The sequence below is a fragment of the Nocardioides sp. LML1-1-1.1 genome, assembly GCF_040676175.1.
Classification (GTDB): domain Bacteria; phylum Actinomycetota; class Actinomycetes; order Propionibacteriales; family Nocardioidaceae; genus Nocardioides.
Genome location: NZ_JBEGHK010000002.1, coordinates 316,797 through 332,190, shown reverse-complemented (window position 1 = coordinate 332,190; position 15,394 = coordinate 316,797). Strand labels below are relative to the sequence as shown.

Annotated in this window: 14 protein-coding genes; 7 read left to right on the top strand and 7 right to left on the bottom strand. The window is 71.9% G+C overall.

Annotation, left to right across the window (positions count from 1 at the left end; translation table 11 throughout):
- Positions 1-1,416, bottom strand: a complete 1,416-nt coding sequence (locus MRBLML1_RS08225; RefSeq protein WP_364514113.1) for an aminopeptidase P family protein — start codon at positions 1,414-1,416, stop codon at positions 1-3.
- Between the two features lie 73 nt (positions 1,417-1,489).
- On the opposite strand from MRBLML1_RS08225, the gene MRBLML1_RS08220 reads away from it, so the two are divergent.
- From MRBLML1_RS08220 to MRBLML1_RS08195, 6 genes are all read left to right on the top strand, one after another.
- Entirely contained in the window at positions 1,490-2,611 is a 1,122-nt protein-coding gene (locus MRBLML1_RS08220) for a PrsW family intramembrane metalloprotease (protein WP_364514110.1), read from the top strand.
- Positions 2,608-4,353, top strand: coding sequence for a dynamin family protein (locus MRBLML1_RS08215; RefSeq protein ID WP_364514107.1), 1,746 nt, complete (start codon positions 2,608-2,610; stop codon positions 4,351-4,353). The genes MRBLML1_RS08220 and MRBLML1_RS08215 overlap by 4 nt, the downstream gene beginning before the upstream one ends.
- The gene (locus tag MRBLML1_RS08210; RefSeq protein WP_364514104.1) at positions 4,350-5,960 is read left to right on the top strand and encodes a GTPase; all 1,611 of its coding nucleotides are present in this window, start codon (positions 4,350-4,352) and stop codon (positions 5,958-5,960) included. The genes MRBLML1_RS08215 and MRBLML1_RS08210 overlap by 4 nt, the downstream gene beginning before the upstream one ends.
- 175 nt (positions 5,961-6,135) lie before the next feature.
- Positions 6,136-6,573, top strand: a complete 438-nt coding sequence (locus MRBLML1_RS08205; RefSeq protein WP_364514101.1) for a single-stranded DNA-binding protein — start codon at positions 6,136-6,138, stop codon at positions 6,571-6,573.
- Positions 6,574-6,583: 10 nt separating this feature from the next.
- Entirely contained in the window at positions 6,584-8,266 is a 1,683-nt protein-coding gene (gene ettA, locus MRBLML1_RS08200; protein ID WP_364514099.1) for an energy-dependent translational throttle protein EttA, read from the top strand.
- Positions 8,267-8,616: 350 nt separating this feature from the next.
- The gene (locus MRBLML1_RS08195; protein WP_364514096.1) at positions 8,617-9,756 is read left to right on the top strand and encodes a toll/interleukin-1 receptor domain-containing protein; all 1,140 of its coding nucleotides are present in this window, start codon (positions 8,617-8,619) and stop codon (positions 9,754-9,756) included.
- A 37-nt stretch (positions 9,757-9,793) separates the two neighbouring features.
- On the opposite strand, the gene MRBLML1_RS08190 is transcribed toward MRBLML1_RS08195, so the two are convergent.
- The 3 genes from MRBLML1_RS08190 to MRBLML1_RS08180 are packed head-to-tail and all read right to left on the bottom strand — an operon-like array spanning position 9,794 to position 12,143.
- Positions 9,794-10,270 (bottom strand): MarR family winged helix-turn-helix transcriptional regulator, encoded by a 477-nt coding sequence (locus MRBLML1_RS08190; protein WP_364514093.1) that lies wholly within the window; start codon positions 10,268-10,270, stop codon positions 9,794-9,796.
- A gap of 30 nt (positions 10,271-10,300) precedes the next feature.
- Positions 10,301-10,870: a GNAT family N-acetyltransferase gene (locus tag MRBLML1_RS08185; protein WP_364514090.1), complete on the bottom strand. Its 570-nt coding sequence runs from the start codon at positions 10,868-10,870 to the stop codon at positions 10,301-10,303.
- A 58-nt stretch (positions 10,871-10,928) separates the two neighbouring features.
- Positions 10,929-12,143, bottom strand: coding sequence for an acetyl-CoA C-acetyltransferase (locus tag MRBLML1_RS08180; RefSeq protein ID WP_364514087.1), 1,215 nt, complete (start codon positions 12,141-12,143; stop codon positions 10,929-10,931).
- 151 nt (positions 12,144-12,294) lie between these two features.
- On the opposite strand from MRBLML1_RS08180, the gene MRBLML1_RS08175 reads away from it, so the two are divergent.
- Complete coding sequence (locus MRBLML1_RS08175; RefSeq protein WP_364514084.1) at positions 12,295-13,203, top strand: acyl-CoA thioesterase; 909 nt, start codon at positions 12,295-12,297, stop codon at positions 13,201-13,203.
- A gap of 19 nt (positions 13,204-13,222) precedes the next feature.
- Here the strand turns inward: MRBLML1_RS08175 and MRBLML1_RS08170 are convergent, their stop codons facing one another.
- The 3 genes from MRBLML1_RS08170 to MRBLML1_RS08160 form a co-directional block, all read right to left on the bottom strand.
- Entirely contained in the window at positions 13,223-13,996 is a 774-nt protein-coding gene (locus MRBLML1_RS08170; protein ID WP_364514081.1) for an enoyl-CoA hydratase/isomerase family protein, read from the bottom strand.
- A 21-nt stretch (positions 13,997-14,017) separates the two neighbouring features.
- On the bottom strand, positions 14,018-14,545 hold the full coding sequence (locus MRBLML1_RS08165; RefSeq protein WP_364514078.1) for an RNA polymerase sigma factor: 528 nt from the start codon (positions 14,543-14,545) through the stop codon (positions 14,018-14,020).
- A 97-nt stretch (positions 14,546-14,642) separates the two neighbouring features.
- Positions 14,643-15,353: a hypothetical protein gene (locus tag MRBLML1_RS08160; RefSeq protein ID WP_364514075.1), complete on the bottom strand. Its 711-nt coding sequence runs from the start codon at positions 15,351-15,353 to the stop codon at positions 14,643-14,645.
- Positions 15,354-15,394 lie beyond the last annotated feature (41 nt).

The window sequence follows — 15,394 nt, the reverse complement described above, 5'->3', positions numbered from 1 at the left end:
TCAGCCGCGCAGGTCGCCCATCCACTCCTCGATCGCCTCGGGCGTGCGGGGCAGCGCCGACGACAGGTTGCGCACGCCGTCGGCGGTGACGACGACGTCGTCCTCGATCCGGATCCCGATGCCGCGCAGCTCATCGGGGACGAGCAGGTCGTCGGCCTGGAAGTAGAGGCCCGGCTCGACGGTGAGCACCATGCCCTCGACGAGGTCGGCGTCGCGGTAGGTCTCCGGCGCCGCGTGACCGCAGTCGTGCACGTCCATGCCGAGCATGTGGCTGGTGCCGTGCAGCGTCCAGCGGGCATAGACCCGGGAGTCGGGGGAGAGCGCCTCCTCGACCGGCACCGGCAGCAGGCCGAGGTCGTCGAGGCCGTGCGCGAGCACGACCATCGCGGCGTCGTGCCCGGCGAGGAACTTCGCACCCGGCCGCAGCGCGGCGAGTGCGGCGTCCTGGGCCTGCAGGACCAGGGTGTAGAGGTCGCGCTGGAGGGTCGTGAACCTGCCGTTCACCGGCAGCGTGCGGGTGATGTCGGCGGTGTAGAGGTTGGCGTTCTCGACGCCCATGTCGAGCAGGATCAGCTCACCCGGCACGACGGCGCCGGAGTTCTCGATCCAGTGCAGGGTCGTGGCGTGCGAGCCGTTGGCGACGATCGAGTCGTAGCCGAGGTCGTTGCCCATCGTCCGCGCCCGGCGGAAGAAGGTGCCCTCCAGCCAGCGCTCGCCGTGCTCGATGACCCGGTCCCACTCGCGGACGCAGTCCTCGAAGCCGAGCGTGGTCGCGTCGACGGCGCTCTGCAGCTCGCCGACCTCCCAGTCGTCCTTGACCAGGCGCATCTCCGAGAGCACCCGGGCCAGCTCGGTGTCGCGCGCCTCGTCGGCGGCGACCAGTCCGTCGACCGCGGCCGAGACCTGGCGGTGCACCCGGGTCTTGGTGCCGTTGCCGAGGGCGGAGGCGAGGTCGTCGACGTGGCGGACCTCGACGCCGAGGGCGGTGGCCAGCTCCTCGGCCGAGGGACGCTTGCCGGCCCACAGGGCGCCGTACTGGCGGTCGCGGAAGAACTCGTCGCTGTCGCGACCCGAGCGCGGCCGGGCGTAGAGCACGGCGGAGCCGTCGGGCTCGACCACCAGCGTGGCGTCGGAGGTGTGGTTGCCGGAGAAGTAGGCGTGCGCGGTGTCGGCACGGAAGCGGTAGTCGGTGTCGAAGGCGCGTACCTGGTAACCACCGCCGGGCAGCACGAGCCGCTCGCCCGGGAAGGCGTCCGCGAGCCGCTGCCGGCGGGCCGCCGCGAGGTCGGCGACCGGGTGCCGCGACACGTCGCTCGGGCCGTCGTCCCAGCCGGTCCGCATGAACGCCGCGTAGGCCTCGGGGACGGCGGGGTCGTGCTGCTCGGTCTTCGGCGCGGTGGGGGTGTCCTCGGTCACCTTTCCCACTGTACGCCGCGGCGTAGAGTTGGCGATCAGGGCTTGACCGGAGCCTGCCGATAGGCTTCCGTCCATGTCAGGAAGCCCGCGCAACAGTGTTGCCTTCACGGTCGTGGTGACCGTGGCGGTGACCGTCGGCGCACTCCTGACCCTGGCCCTGCTCGCGCTGTCCGGCGCGCCCGGCACGACGGTGCTCGCCGCCGGGCTGGCCGCGGTGCCGGTCGGGCCCGTGCTGGCGGCGTACCTGTGGCTGGACCGCTACGAGCCCGAGCCGCGCGTCCTGCTGGTCGCCGGGCTGGCCTGGGGCGCCTTCGTGGCGACGATGGCGGCGCTGGTCATCCAGGGCATCGGCGGCCTCGTCGTGCCGATCACCGACAACGCCTCGCTCGCGATCGTCGCGCCGGTCGTGGAGGAGGCCAGCAAGGGCCTCTTCCTCGTGCTGCTGCTGTGGTGGCGCCGGGCCGAGGTCGACGGCATCCTCGACGGCATCGTCTACGCCGGCATGGTCGGCGTCGGCTTCGCGTTCACCGAGAACGTCCTCTACCTCGTCGCCGCCTACAACGGCACCGACGGCGTGGGCCCCGGTGGCCTGGAGGCCGTCACCGGCACCTTCGTGATGCGCTGCCTCTTCAGCCCGTTCGCGCACCCGCTCTTCACCGCCTTCACCGGCATCGGTGTCGGCCTGGCGGTCAGCTCGCGCAGCAGGTCCGTGCGCTGGCTCGCCCCCCTGGGCGGCTACCTCCTCGCCGTGCTCGCGCACGGGCTCTGGAACGGCTCGACGGTGTTCGGCTTCGGCAGCTTCGTGCTCGTCTACGTCGTGATCATGGCGCCGGCGTTCATCGGCATGGTCGCGCTGGCCTGGTGGGCCCGCGAGACCGAGGCGCACGTGCTGCGGATGGCGCTCACCGACGCCGCCGACCGCGGCCTGCTCCCGGCGACCGACATCGGCTGGGTGGTCGACCTCCGCGCTCGTCGTACGGCCCGCAGGCACGCCCGCCAGCAGGGCGGCCCGGCCGCGGAGCGCGCCATGCGCGACTACCAGCAGGCAGCCATCGAGCTCGGCTACCTGCACCACCGACTGCTGCGCGGCACCGCTCCGCGTGACTGGCAGGCGCGTGGACAGGACTTCCTGGGTCGCATCCAGGCGGCCCGCCCTCGGATCGCGTTCCCCGGACAGGTGGTACCTCAGCGATGACCCCCGGACACCCAGCGCCGCTCGGCGACGACCTCACCAGCAGCCGCATGCTGACCGAGGTCGTCCGGCTGCACGGCTCGCTCAAGGCGGCGCCGCTGCCCCTCGACCTGCCCGGCGTCTCCGCCCTGCGGGTCGGCCGCGACCACGTCATCGAGCAGCTCGAGGACTACGTCATCCCGCGGCTCACCGAGATCGAGGCGCCGATGCTCGTCGTCGTCGGCGGCTCCACCGGCGCCGGCAAGTCGACGCTCGTCAACACCCTCGTCGGGCACAAGGTCACCACGCCCGGCATCCTGCGCCCGACCACCAAGTCGCCGGTGCTGGTCCACCACCCCGACGACGCCCGGTGGTTCGGCCCCGACCGGCTGCTCCCCGAGCTCTCCCGGGTCCAGCAGGCCACCGACGACCAGTCCGCCATCCAGCTCGTCGCGCACCCGCACGTGCCGCGCGGCCTGGCGATCCTCGACGCGCCCGACGTCGACTCCGTCGACGAGCGCAACCGTGAGCTGGCCGGCCAGCTGCTCGCCGCCGCCGACCTGTGGCTCTTCGTCACCTCGGCCGCGCGTTACTCCGACCAGGTCCCGTGGGACCACCTCAAGCTCGCCGTCGACCGCAACACCGCCGTCGCGCTGGTGCTGAGCCGCACGCCGGCCGACGACGTCGCGACCGTCTCGGTCCACCTGGCCCGGATGATGGCGGCCCGAGGGCTCAAGGACAGCCCGCTGTTCGCCGTCCCGCAGGGCACGGTCAGCGACGAGGGGCTGCTGCCCGCGTCGTACGCCGCGGAGGTGCGGAGCTGGCTCGAGGCGCTGGCCGCCGACGCCGCAGCCCGCCGCGAGGTCGTCAACCAGACCGTCGCCGGCGCCGTGCGGACGGTGACCCGCAAGGCGTTCCCGATCGCGGACGCCGCCGCGCAGCAGGTGGCCGCCGTGTCGGCCCTGCTCGCCGCCGCCGACCAGGTCTACGACGACGCGGAGTCCTCGCTCGTCGCGGCCGGGGGCGACGGCACGCTCCTGCGCGGCGACCTGCTGGCGCGCTGGCAGGAGTTCGTGGGCAGCGGTGAGCTGGTGCGCTCCCTGGAGGCCAAGGTCGGCTTCGTGCGCGAGCGCCTCGTCAACGCGATCAAGGGCAAGCCGCAGCAGGCGGAGCGGGTCGCGGTCGCCATCGAGACGGCGCTGGAGTCGCTCGTCGCCGACCACGCCGAGCGGGCCAGCGAGCGCGCGTCCGCCGCGTGGCGCGCGGAGGGCTACGGCGAGGCGCTGCTGGCGGCCACCCCCGACGACCTGTCCCGGGCCGGGCGTGGGCTGCGCTCGCGCACCGAGCAGGACGTCCGCGCCTGGCTGGAGGAGCTGCAGGAGCTGGTGCGCACCGAGGCGGGCGACGCCCGGCACAGCGCGCGCTTCCTCGCCCTCGGCGTACGAGGACTGTCGGTGACGCTCGCCGTCGTCGCCCTCGCCGGCGACGACAACCGCGGCCAGGCCGCGGAGTCGGTGCGGCTGGGCCGCTCGCTGCTGGAGACCGTGCTGAGCGAGACCGCGACCCGCCGTGTCGTCGAGCAGGCGCGCGGCAGCCTCACCCGGCGACTGACGACCCTGATGGGGGCCGAGCGGGCCCGCTACCTCGCGCCGGCCGCGCAGTGGGAGCTCAAGCCCGATGCGGCCGACCAGCTGCGCCAGGCGGCGCGGCGAGTGGACGACCTGCGGTTCGCCGCGGCGAAGAAGGGAACGGGTGGACACCTGTGACGCAAGGCAGCGACACCGCAACGACCGGCTCCGGCGACCTGGGCGACCTCGCGACCCGCGGCACCCCCGTCGGTGACCGGGTCTCCGGGCTCACCGACGCGGTCACCGCGGCCCGCGGCCGGGTCCCCGACCCGCTGCTCGACGAGGTGACCACCGCCGCCGAGCGGGCCACCGGCCGGCTGCGGCTCTCCGCGCGGCACACGGTGGTGGCGATCGCCGGGGCGACCGGCTCGGGCAAGTCCTCGACGTACAACGCGCTGACCGGGCTGGAGCTCTCCTCCGTCGGCATCCGCCGGCCCACCACCTCCTGGGCGACGGCCGTCGTGTGGGGGAGCGAGGGCGCCGGTGAGCTGCTCGACTGGATCGGCATCCCGCCGCGGCACCAGACGATGCGCGACTCGATGCTCGACACCCGCCGCGAGGACAACGCGCTCGACGGGGTCGTGCTGCTCGACCTGCCCGACCACGACTCGACCGAGGTCTCCCACCACCTCGAGGTCGACCGGCTCGTCGCCGTCGCCGACCTGATGGTGTGGATCCTCGACCCGCAGAAGTACGCCGACGCCGCCGTGCACGACCGCTACTTCAAGCCGATGGCGACCCACCAGGACGTCATCCTGGTCGCGCTCAACCACATCGACACCGTGCCCGTCGAGCGGCGCCAGGCGATGGTCGACGACGTACGCCGCCTGCTGGCCGAGGACGGCCTGCCGAACGTCCAGGTCCTCGCGATCTCCGCCAAGGAGGGCATCGGGATGGACGAGCTGCGCGGCGAGATCCAGCGCCGGGTGCGCGACAAGGCGAGCACCACCGCTCGCGTCGAGGCCGACCTGGCCGCCGCGGCCGGACGCCTGGAGGCCGCGGGTGGCGACGTCGCGGCCCGCGAGCTGCCGGCCCAGCGCTTCGGTGACCTGGAGGAGTCGGTCGCCGACGCCGCCGGCGTCTCGGCCGTCGTCGACACCATCGAGCGCAGCGTGGGCTCCCGCGCGCGCAGCGCCGTGACCTGGCCGCCGCTCCTGCTCGCCGGCCGCGGCGACCCCGAGGTCGAGGCGCTCGACCGCGAGCCCCGGGTCGCGCCCGTGGACCGCCCGCGGGTCGACACCGCCGTGCGCGGGCTGGCCGACGAGGCCGGCGACGGGGTCGGCAAGGGCTGGGCGCCGCACGTGCGCACGGCTGCGACCGGCCGGCTCGGCGAGGTCGGCGACACGCTCGACCGCGAGCTCGGCAAGGTCGACCTCGGCGGCCGGCTGCCGTTCTGGCTGCCGCTGGTCCGGGTCCTGCACTGGCTGCTCCTGCTCGCCCTGGTCGGCGGGCTGGCCTGGTGGGGCTACGCCGCGGTCGCCGGCAAGAGCGACGACCTGACCAAGGTCGCCGGCCTGCCGCTCCCGCTGGTCCTCGCGATCGCCGGGCTGGTGCTCGGGCTGGTGCTGCACGTGGTCGGCCGGACGCTCGTGAGCGGGCTGGCCCGCACCCGGGCCGAGGCGGCCGAGGAGGACCTGCGCGCCGTCGTGCACCGGGTCGTCGACGCCGAGGTGGCCCAGCCGGTCACCCGGGAGCTGTCCGCCTACGCCGCCTTCCGCCGGGGGATCACGGCCGCCAAGCCGTAGTCCCGTCCCTGTTGTCGCTCCCGTCACGACGGGCGCCACTTCCTCTCCACAACCCGGTCCGGGCCGGTGGTCCGTCCACAGGCGCCGGCCGTCGCGGGCCGCCTGGTCACGCGGGCGCGGTGAACTGTCCCCGACCGGTCGCACGGGCGGCCGGCGCAGACAGGAGGAGCGGGTGATGGCGAACGAGACGATCGTGACGGTGCAGGGCTGGGTGGCCGGCGTACCGGTGCTGCGGGAGGTGGGCGGCACGGCGGTGCTCAACTTCCGCATCGGGTGCACCCCACGCCACTTCAACCGGGCGAGCGGGCAGTGGGTCGACAGCGAGACCCAGTGGTACGGCGTGAGTGCTTGGCGCCGGCTCGCCGGCCACGCGAGCGCCTCGCTGTGCCAGGGGGACGCCGTGATCGTGCACGGCCGGCTCAACCACCGGCCCTACGTCAACAAGAGCGGTCTCGAGGTGGTCGCGATGGAGATCGACGCCTTCAGCATCGGCCACGACCTCAACCGCGGGACGGCGAGCTTCGTCAAGGCGCCACCGCCCGCCGAGGGCCCGGCGTCGGAGGGTGCCGCGGCAGGCGACCCCGAGCAAGGAGGTGCGACAGCCGCTGCGTAGCCTTGGCCCCATGGCGGAATACGTCCTCTCCCTGCGCAACGTCCGCAAGGCCCACGGCGACAAGGTCGTCCTCGACAACGTGACGCTGTCGTTCCTGCACGGCGCCAAGATCGGCGTCGTGGGGCCGAACGGCATGGGCAAGTCGTCGCTGCTCAAGCTGATGGCCGGGCTCGACGTCCCCAACAACGGCGACATCGTCCGTGACCCCGACGCCACGGTCGGCATGCTCCAGCAGGAGCCGCCGCTGACCGAGGGCAAGACGGTGCTGGAGAACGTCGAGGAGGCGGTCGCCGACACCAAGGCGAAGATGAAGCGCCTCGAGGACGCCTACATGGAGATGGGCGACCCCGACGCCGACCAGGACGCCCTGATGGCCGAGACGGGGGAGCTGCAGACCGAGCTCGACAACATCAACGCCTGGGACCTCGACAGCCGCCTGGAGCAGGCGATGGACGCGCTGCGCTGCCCGCCCTCGGACGCGCTGGTCGACAACCTCTCCGGTGGTGAGCGCCGCCGGGTCGCGCTGTGCAAGCTGCTGCTCCAGCAGCCCGACCTGCTGCTCCTCGACGAGCCCACCAACCACCTCGACGCCGAGTCGGTGCAGTGGCTGGAGGGGCACCTCAAGTCCTACCCCGGCGCCGTCCTGGCGGTCACCCACGACCGCTACTTCCTCGACAACGTCGCCCAGTGGATCGCCGAGGTCGACCGCGGCTCCATCCACGGCTACGAGGGCAACTACTCGACCTACCTGGAGACCAAGAAGGAGCGGCTCAAGGTCGAGGGCGCCAAGGACGCCAAGCGCGCCAAGATGCTGGAGAAGGAGCTGGAGTGGGTCCGCTCCAACGCCAAGGCCCGCCAGACCAAGTCCAAGTCGCGCCTCGCCCGCTACGAGGAGATGGCCGCCGAGGCCGACAAGGCCCGCAAGATCGACGCCGCCGACATCAACATCCCGCCGGGTCCGCGGCTGGGTGACGTCGTCCTCGAGGCCGAGCACCTCACCAAGGGCTTCGAGGGCCGCACGCTGTGGAACGACATCTCCTTCACGCTGCCGCGCGCCGGCATCGTGGGCGTCGTCGGCCCCAACGGCGTCGGCAAGACCACCCTCTTCCGGATGATCACCGGCGGCGAGGAGCCCGACTCCGGCAAGCTCAACGTCGGCCAGACCGTGAAGATCTCCTACGTCGACCAGAGCCGTGGCGGCATCGACCCCAACAAGAACGTCTGGGAGGTCGTCTCCGACGGCCTGGACTTCATCAAGGTCGCCAACTTCGAGATGAACAGCCGCGCCTACGTCGCCTCGTTCGGCTTCAAGGGCCCCGACCAGCAGAAGAAGGCCGGCGTCCTCTCCGGCGGTGAGCGCAACCGCCTGAACCTCGCGCTCACCCTCAAGCAGGGCGGCAACATGCTCCTGCTCGACGAGCCCACCAACGACCTGGACGTCGAGACCCTGTCCTCCCTGGAGGACGCCCTGCTCGACTTCCCGGGCTGTGCCGTGGTCACCTCCCACGACCGGTGGTTCCTCGACCGGGTCGCCACCCACATCCTCGCCTGGGAGGGCACCGAGGACAACGAGGGCGAGTGGTTCTGGTTCGAGGGCAACTTCGCCTCCTACGAGGAGAACAAGATCGAGCGCCTCGGCGTCGAGGCCGCCCGCCCCCACCGGGTCACCCACCGCCGCCTCACCCGCGATTGAGTCGGATGGCGCGAGCGCGTCGCTCGTGCCGACGGCGCCGAGCCAGCCCGCGTGGCGCCGCTGGGCTGCGGCCCCCTGCGCGGCCGGTCACCAACCACGGCGCATTTATCGTCCTGTAACACCGAACTGGGCGGCACCGGACTCTGGACCTTGATTGCGGCGGGCAGCTGCTTGACGATTCAGCCTGTCTGTCCGCAGACCGCCCTTACTGTGCTAGCCGCCCGCTATAGGCCGCGGTTCCTTAGGCTGAGGGCCGGCTACCTGACCGAAGTTTGGGAGGGATGTCCCGACGTGTCAGAAGAGTGCAAGAATGGTCTATACGCCATCGCCTCAGACTGTCAGGAGCAAGTGTGAATGCGCACCAGCCGTCCATCAGGGCATTTCTCAGTTACTCACACGCCGACGACGGCGAGTTCGGCGTCGTAGCGCCGTTGGTGCAGAAGCTGAGGGCATTCGTCCGCGCAAAAAGTGGTCGGGAGTTGGAAGTATTTATCGACCGAGAGGCGATTGGCTGGGGCTCGGAGTGGCGAAAGAGGATTTCCAGCAGCGTTGAGGGGGCGACGGTCTTCATACCGCTTCTAAGCGCCAACTATCTGGATAGTCAATCCTGTCGTGAAGAGTTTCTGGCCTTTCATTCAAAAGCCGAGACGCTGGGCGTCACCGAGCTTCTCTTGCCGATCTTGCTGTTTGGCTCGCCTCTTTTTGACGAGGGCACTACCGACGAGGTTGCGCAGATTGCCGAGTCGCTTCAATATAAGCTGATCGAGGAGCCACTCCTAAATGGCTTCAGTTCTCCTGAATGGCTCCAATGCACCCGAAATCTCGCCGAATCTCTGTTGGAGGCAATCGGGCGCGCCGAGGCGTCGCTGCTGGCGGCTTCAGAAGTGCCGGCCATAGATGATCCAACATCGAGCGACGACTCCGCAGATCCAGTCTCGGCTGATGAGGAAGCTGGTTTGGCGGAGGTCATGGAGCGCATCGAGTACGCAACGGACCGAATGACGGCGGCGGCCGAAAAACTGACAGCGGCGATCGAGGCGCTTGGTGCTGTCCCAGAGAGGGTGGGTGAACTTAGAGACGGGCCAACCCCAAAAGAAATCAACGCCTGGACCCTCCGATTGGCGACTGAATTCAAAGTCCCTGCAGAGGCCCTGGAGACGGGTGGCCACGAACTCTTCGATGCCACGAAGAACCTTGACGAGACGCTCACGACACTGCGACAACTCGGCGACTCCGTAACGCAGCCTGAAATCAGCAATCAGCTGAACGAGGGGCGGCGCACTGTCGTCACGGCCTTCGGAGACTTGCGTGAGGTAGCGGCGACCATGGAGGAAATGCTCGCGAGCATGAGGCCGGCGGAGGTGCTGTCGGTGCCTTTGAGAAAGTCACTGCAGCCTGCTCGGCGCGGCATCACGGCCGTTCGCGACAGCCTCCAACTGATCGAGTCGTGGCAGGAGGAGTTCGCCGAGGAAATGCGTCTTACCGACTAGGACAGTGCGGCAGAATCAGGGATTAGCGCGTTGCGTTTTAGCGCAGCTCGCGCTCGGGGTGCGCGGCGATCAGCTGGTCGCACACGGCGTCCATGACGCGCCCCAAGGCCATCAGGTCGTCGTTCGGCACCACGTCGACCAGCGCCTGGCGCACGGTCTCCACGTGGCTCGGCGCGGCGGTCCGCAGCATCTCCAGACCCTCGTCGGTGAGCCGGCAGATCACGCCGCGGCCGTCCTCGGTGGACCCGGCGCGCTGGACCAGGCCGGCGCCCTCCATCCGCTTCACCGTGTGCGTCACGCGGCTGCGGCTGTGGGCGAGCGAGGCGGCGAGCTGGGCCATCCGGAGCTGGCCGTCGGCCTCGGAGAGGCGGACCAGGATCTCGTACTCCACCGCGGACAGCCCGTGGTCGCGGCGCAGGTCCTCGTCGATCCGGTCCATCAGCAGGGTGGTCCCGAGCAGGAACGAGCGCCACGCGCGTTGCTGCTCCTGGTCGAGCCACCGCGGGTCGGTCACCGGGGCAGTCTAGGAGATCGAGCGGCGCGCTCAGCGCAGGTCGTGCCGCAGCACGACGCGGGGGTGGCCGGCCAGCACGGACGTCGTGTCGGCGGCCCAGCGGAAGCCGGCGGCCTCGAAGCTGGCGCGGATGCCGGCGTAGGCCATCGTCAGGTCCACTCGGGCGCCGTGGTTGTCGAGGGGGTACGCCTCCAGCGCGGGTGCGCCCTGCTCCCGGGCCCAGTCGACGGCGCCGGTGATGAGGGCGTGGGAGATGCCCTGGCCGCGGTGCCCGGGACGGACCCGGATGCACCACAGCGACCACACGGGCAGGTCGTCGACGTGCGGGATCTTGCGGTTGCGGGCGAACGTGGTGGCCGCACGCGGGGCGACGGCGGCCCAGCCGACGGGCTCCTCGCCGTCGTAGGCGATCACCCCGAGCGGCCCCTCGGCGAGGAGCTCCTCGACGCGCGCACCGCGCGCCGGCCCGCGCAACGCGTTGTTCTCCTTCGACGGGATCCGGTAGCTCAGGCACCAGCACACGGAGGACTCCGGCCGCTTCGGGCCCACGAGCGCGCGGACGTGGTCGAAGACGGTCGCGGGCCGCACCTCGATGCTCATGGAGCGAAGGTACGGCCCGCGACCGACAACCCGGGAAGGGTCCCGGCAGGAGATCAGCTCAGGAGAGGCGCTCCAGGATGAGCGCCATGCCCTGGCCGCCGCCGACGCACATCGTGATGAGGCCGGTGGTCTTGTCGTGCCAGTCCAGCGAGTTCAGCAGGGTGTTCTGCAGGCGGGCGCCGGTCATGCCGAAGGGGTGGCCGACGGCGATGGCGCCACCGTTGACGTTGAGCTTCTCCAGCGGGATGCCGAGGTCCTCGGCCGAGGGCAGCACCTGGGCGGCGAAGGCCTCGTTGATCTCGGCGAGGTCGATGTCGTCGATGGTCATCCCGGCGTGCTTGAGGGCGTTGCGGGTGGCCTCGACCGGGCCGAGGCCCATGATCTCGGGGGAGAGGCCGGAGACGCCGGTGGAGACGATCCGGGCGAGCGGGGTCAGGCCCAGCTCGGCGGCCTTGGTGTCGGACATGATGACGACCGCGGCGGCGCCGTCGTTGAGCGGGCAGCAGTTGCCGGCGGTGACCACGCCGTCGGGCCGGAAGACCGGCTGCAGCTGGGAGATCGCGTCGTAGGTCACGCCGGCTCGCGGGCCGTCGTCGGCGGAGACGACCGTACCGTCGGCCAGGGTGACCGGGGTGATCTCGCGGGCCCAGAAGCCGTCGGCGATGGCCTTCTCGGCGAGGTTCTGCGAGCGGACGGCGAAGTGGTCGAGGTCCTCGCGCTTGAGGCCGCGGATCGAGGCGACGTTCTCAGCCGTCTGGCCCATCGCGATGTAGACGTCGGGGAGCAGGTCGTCCTCGCGCGGGTCGTGCCACACCTTCCCGCCCTGGGCGTACTCCTCGGTGCGCACCTGGGCGTCGGCGAAGAGCGGGTTCTTGGTGTTGGGGATGTGGTCCGAGGTGCCGAACTGGAAGCGCGAGACCGCCTCGACGCCGGCGGAGATGAAGACGTCGCCCTCGCCGGCCTTGATCGCGTGGAAGGCCATCCGCGTGGTCTGTACCGAGGAGGAGCAGTAGCGGGTGATGGTGGCGCCGGGGATCTCGTAGCCCATCAGCGAGGTGACGATGCGGGCCATGTTGTTGCCGGCCTCGCCGCCGGGCAGGCCGCAGCCGAGCAGGAAGTCGTCGACGTCGTTCGGGTCGAGCGCGGGGATCTTGTCGAGCGCGGCCTTCGCGATGAGCGCGGTCAGGTCGTCGGGGCGGAAGTCCTTGAGCGAGCCCTTGTTCGCGCGGCCGATCGGCGTACGGGCAGCGGAAACGATGACGGCCTCGGGCATGGGCACTCCTCGGGAGACGGTGAGCCGGTGAACGGCAGAACCCGCCCAGCGTAGTAGGCCCGGACTGGAACAGGTTGCAGTGGTGGCGGACGCCACATCCGGTGGGCCATCCCTCGATCCACCGCCCGGTACGCCGCGCCCGCGTGACAGCATGCGCGTCGTGCGGCACCGCTACGACTGCCCCCTGCGCTGGGCTGACCTCGACCTGCTCGGCCACGTCAACAACGTCCGGTACGTCGACTACCTCCAGGAGGCGCGCGGCGCCCTGCTCCGCGCCTGCCTGGAGGCGGCCGGCGTCGAGCGGCACGAGGGCGACGGCTACGTCGTGGTGCGCCACGAGGTCTCCTTCGTCGCACCGCTGCTCTTCCGCACGACCTCGGTCGCCATCGACTCCTGGGTCACCGAGGTCCGCGGCGCGAGCTTCACCCTCGGCCACGAGATCTACCTGGAGGCCGAGGACGGCAGCCGGGTCGTCTACCTGCGGGCCCGGACCGTGCTCGCGCCCTTCGTGCACGCCACCGGCCAGCCGCGCCGGATGAGCGCGGAGGAGCGCGCCGCGCTCGCGCCGTACGCCGAGGAGACGGGGGAGCGCTCGCGCCCGGTGCTCGTCGACGTGCCCCGCGCGGACGCCGCGCACTACCCGGTGACGGTGCGCTTCTCCGACCTCGACATCTACCGCCACGTCAACAACGTGACCTACTTCGAGTACTTCCAGGAGGCGCGGATCGCGATCTTCGGCAAGCTCAAGAAGGCGCTCAAGGAGTTCCCGCGGATCAACGTCGTGGTGGCCCAGACCGACCTGGAGTACGTCGCCCCGATCACCCTGCGCGCCGAGCCCTACGACTGCTGGTCGGTGGTCACCCGGATGGGCACCAAGTCGATGACGATCGAGTCGGAGATCGTGGACACCTCGGGCGCGAGCCCGCGCGACGGCGTGCTGGCCCGCTCGCGCACGGTGCTGGTGTTCTTCGACGCGACGACGCAGACCTCGGTGGCACCGCCCCCGGGCTACCGGGAGGCGGTCGTCGCCGCGCTCGGCGGCCCGCTCGCGCGGGCCTGAGCCTCGGGGCCCGGGGGCCTCACAGCCCGGTGAAGTCGGCCGCCCGCCCCTCGGCGAAGGCGGTCAGCGCCTCGCGGTTGGCCGGCCCGCCCATCAGCTCGGCGAAGGCGGCGTTCTCCCGGTCGCGGGCCGCGCGGACCGCCGCGCGGTGCGGCTCGGTCATGGTCCGCTTCACCGCCACGAGTGAGGAGATCGGCCGCCGCGCGAGCAGGGTGGCGTGCTCGCGGGCGGTGGGCAGCAGCTCCTCGCTCGGGCACACCCGCCAGACCAGGCCCATCTCCAGCGCCTCCTCGGCGGAGATCCACTCCGCCGACAGCAGCGCCCAGGCGGCGTTCTGGCGGCCCACCAGCGCCGGGAAGAGGTACGACGACGCCGCTTCCGGCGCGACCCCGAGCGAGGTGAACGGGCACTTCAGCCGGGCGTCGGCCGCCATGAACGCCAGGTCCGCGAAGCCGAGGATCGTGGCGCCGATGCCGAGCCCCAGCCCGTTGACCGCCACCACCAGCGGCTTGGGGAAGTCGACGAGCGCGTCGACGAGCCCGGGGAAGCCGTGGCGGCCGTGCTCGAACGCCGGGTCGGTGGTCATCCGGTGCATCTCCAGCAGGTCGGTGCCGGCGCTGAACGCACGGCCTGCGCCGGTCAGCAGCACGACGGCGACGCCCGGGTCCTCGGCGGCGGCGAGGAGGGCGTCGGTGGTGGCGTCGTACAGCGCCTCGTCGAAGGCGTTGAGGGCGTCGGGGCGGTCCAGCACCAGGGTGCGCACCCGGTCCGCGTCGGAGACGATCAGGCTCATGCGCCCAGAATAGAACGTGTTCTAGAGATCCAGCTCGCGCAACCGGCGCAGCGCCCGGTGACGGGCGACCCGGACGGCGACCGCGCTCATGCCCAGGGTCGTCGCGGTGGTGGCCGCGTCCATGTCGAGCACCTCCATGCACGCGATCACGTCGCGCTCGCGCGGAGGCAGCGCGGCCAGCGCCCGGCGGACCCACTCGTCGGCGATCAGGCTGCCCTCCGGCCCCGGTACGTCGGGCGCGGGGTCGGCCTCCAGCAGCTCCTGCCCGCGGGCCCGGCTGCCGGAGCGGCGCCAGGCGTTGGCGCCGTGGTTGCGGGCGATGCCGAAAAGCCAGCCGCCGAAGTCCGAGGAGCTGCCGTTGAAGTCGGCGATCCGCTCCGCGGCGACCATCCACGCGGCGGCGGCGAGGTCCTCGGGGGACTCGCCGCCCGGGGCTGTGCGCGCCTCGAGCCACAGCTGCAGCCGGCCGGCGTGGGCGCGGTAGAGGTCGCCCCACGCCAGCGCCTCACCGCGCTTGGCAGCGGCGACGCAATCGTCGTCGGCGCGCACTGCTCGTCCCCACCCCTACACACTCGCCAACGGGCCGACCGTGCTGCGCACGGCCCGGCTCCATTGTCCCCTCGGACCGCCCCCCTCCGGGCGGGAATCAGCGGGTTTTCTTTACCTTTCCGGGCCCGTGACCGCGACCCGGCCGGTCCGGGCCCACGGTGTCCTCGGCCCGGTCGTCGGCCCGGTCCTCGCCGCGGCGCAGGTCACTGCTCGCCGGGTCGTCCCCGGGGCCGGGCCGGCGCTCGTCGGAGACGTCGCCGGGGCCACCGGTGCCGCCGGGGCCACCGGGGTCACCGGAGCGGCGGCCGTGGTCCTCGTCGTACTTGCCGTTGTCCTCGCCCTGCGTCGAGCGCGGGGCGTCGCCGGAGCGGCCGGGTGCCGTGCCGCTGGGGGTCTCGAACCCGCGACCGCGCTCGCGGCCGCGGTCGGAGGCGTGCTCGGAGCCGGACGTCGACGCGCCCGGCAGCCCCGGGGACAGGGGGCTGCCGGGCGAGACGGTGGCGACGCCGGGCTGTGGGGTGCCGGCGTCTCCATGACTCGGCGGACCGGAGGGCTCCTGCTGGGTGGGGCCGTCGGCGGGGGACAGTGGGATGTCCGTGCCGTGCGGTGCGCCCGCGGCCCAGGTCGCCGTCGCGATGGCAGCCACGGTGGCCGTCGCGACGACGAGGCGGAGTCCAGCCGTCCGAGTCGTCCGAGGGGTGGCCGGCTGCGAGCTCGCTCCGAGCTCGGCCAGCGCACCCAGGAACACCGGGTCGGGCTCGAGCGTCGGCGCGGCGACGCGGAGCCGTTCGGTCCGGTGGTTCGTCATGACTCGTCTCTCTGGTGAGCAGTCAGTCCTCCCCCCAGAGG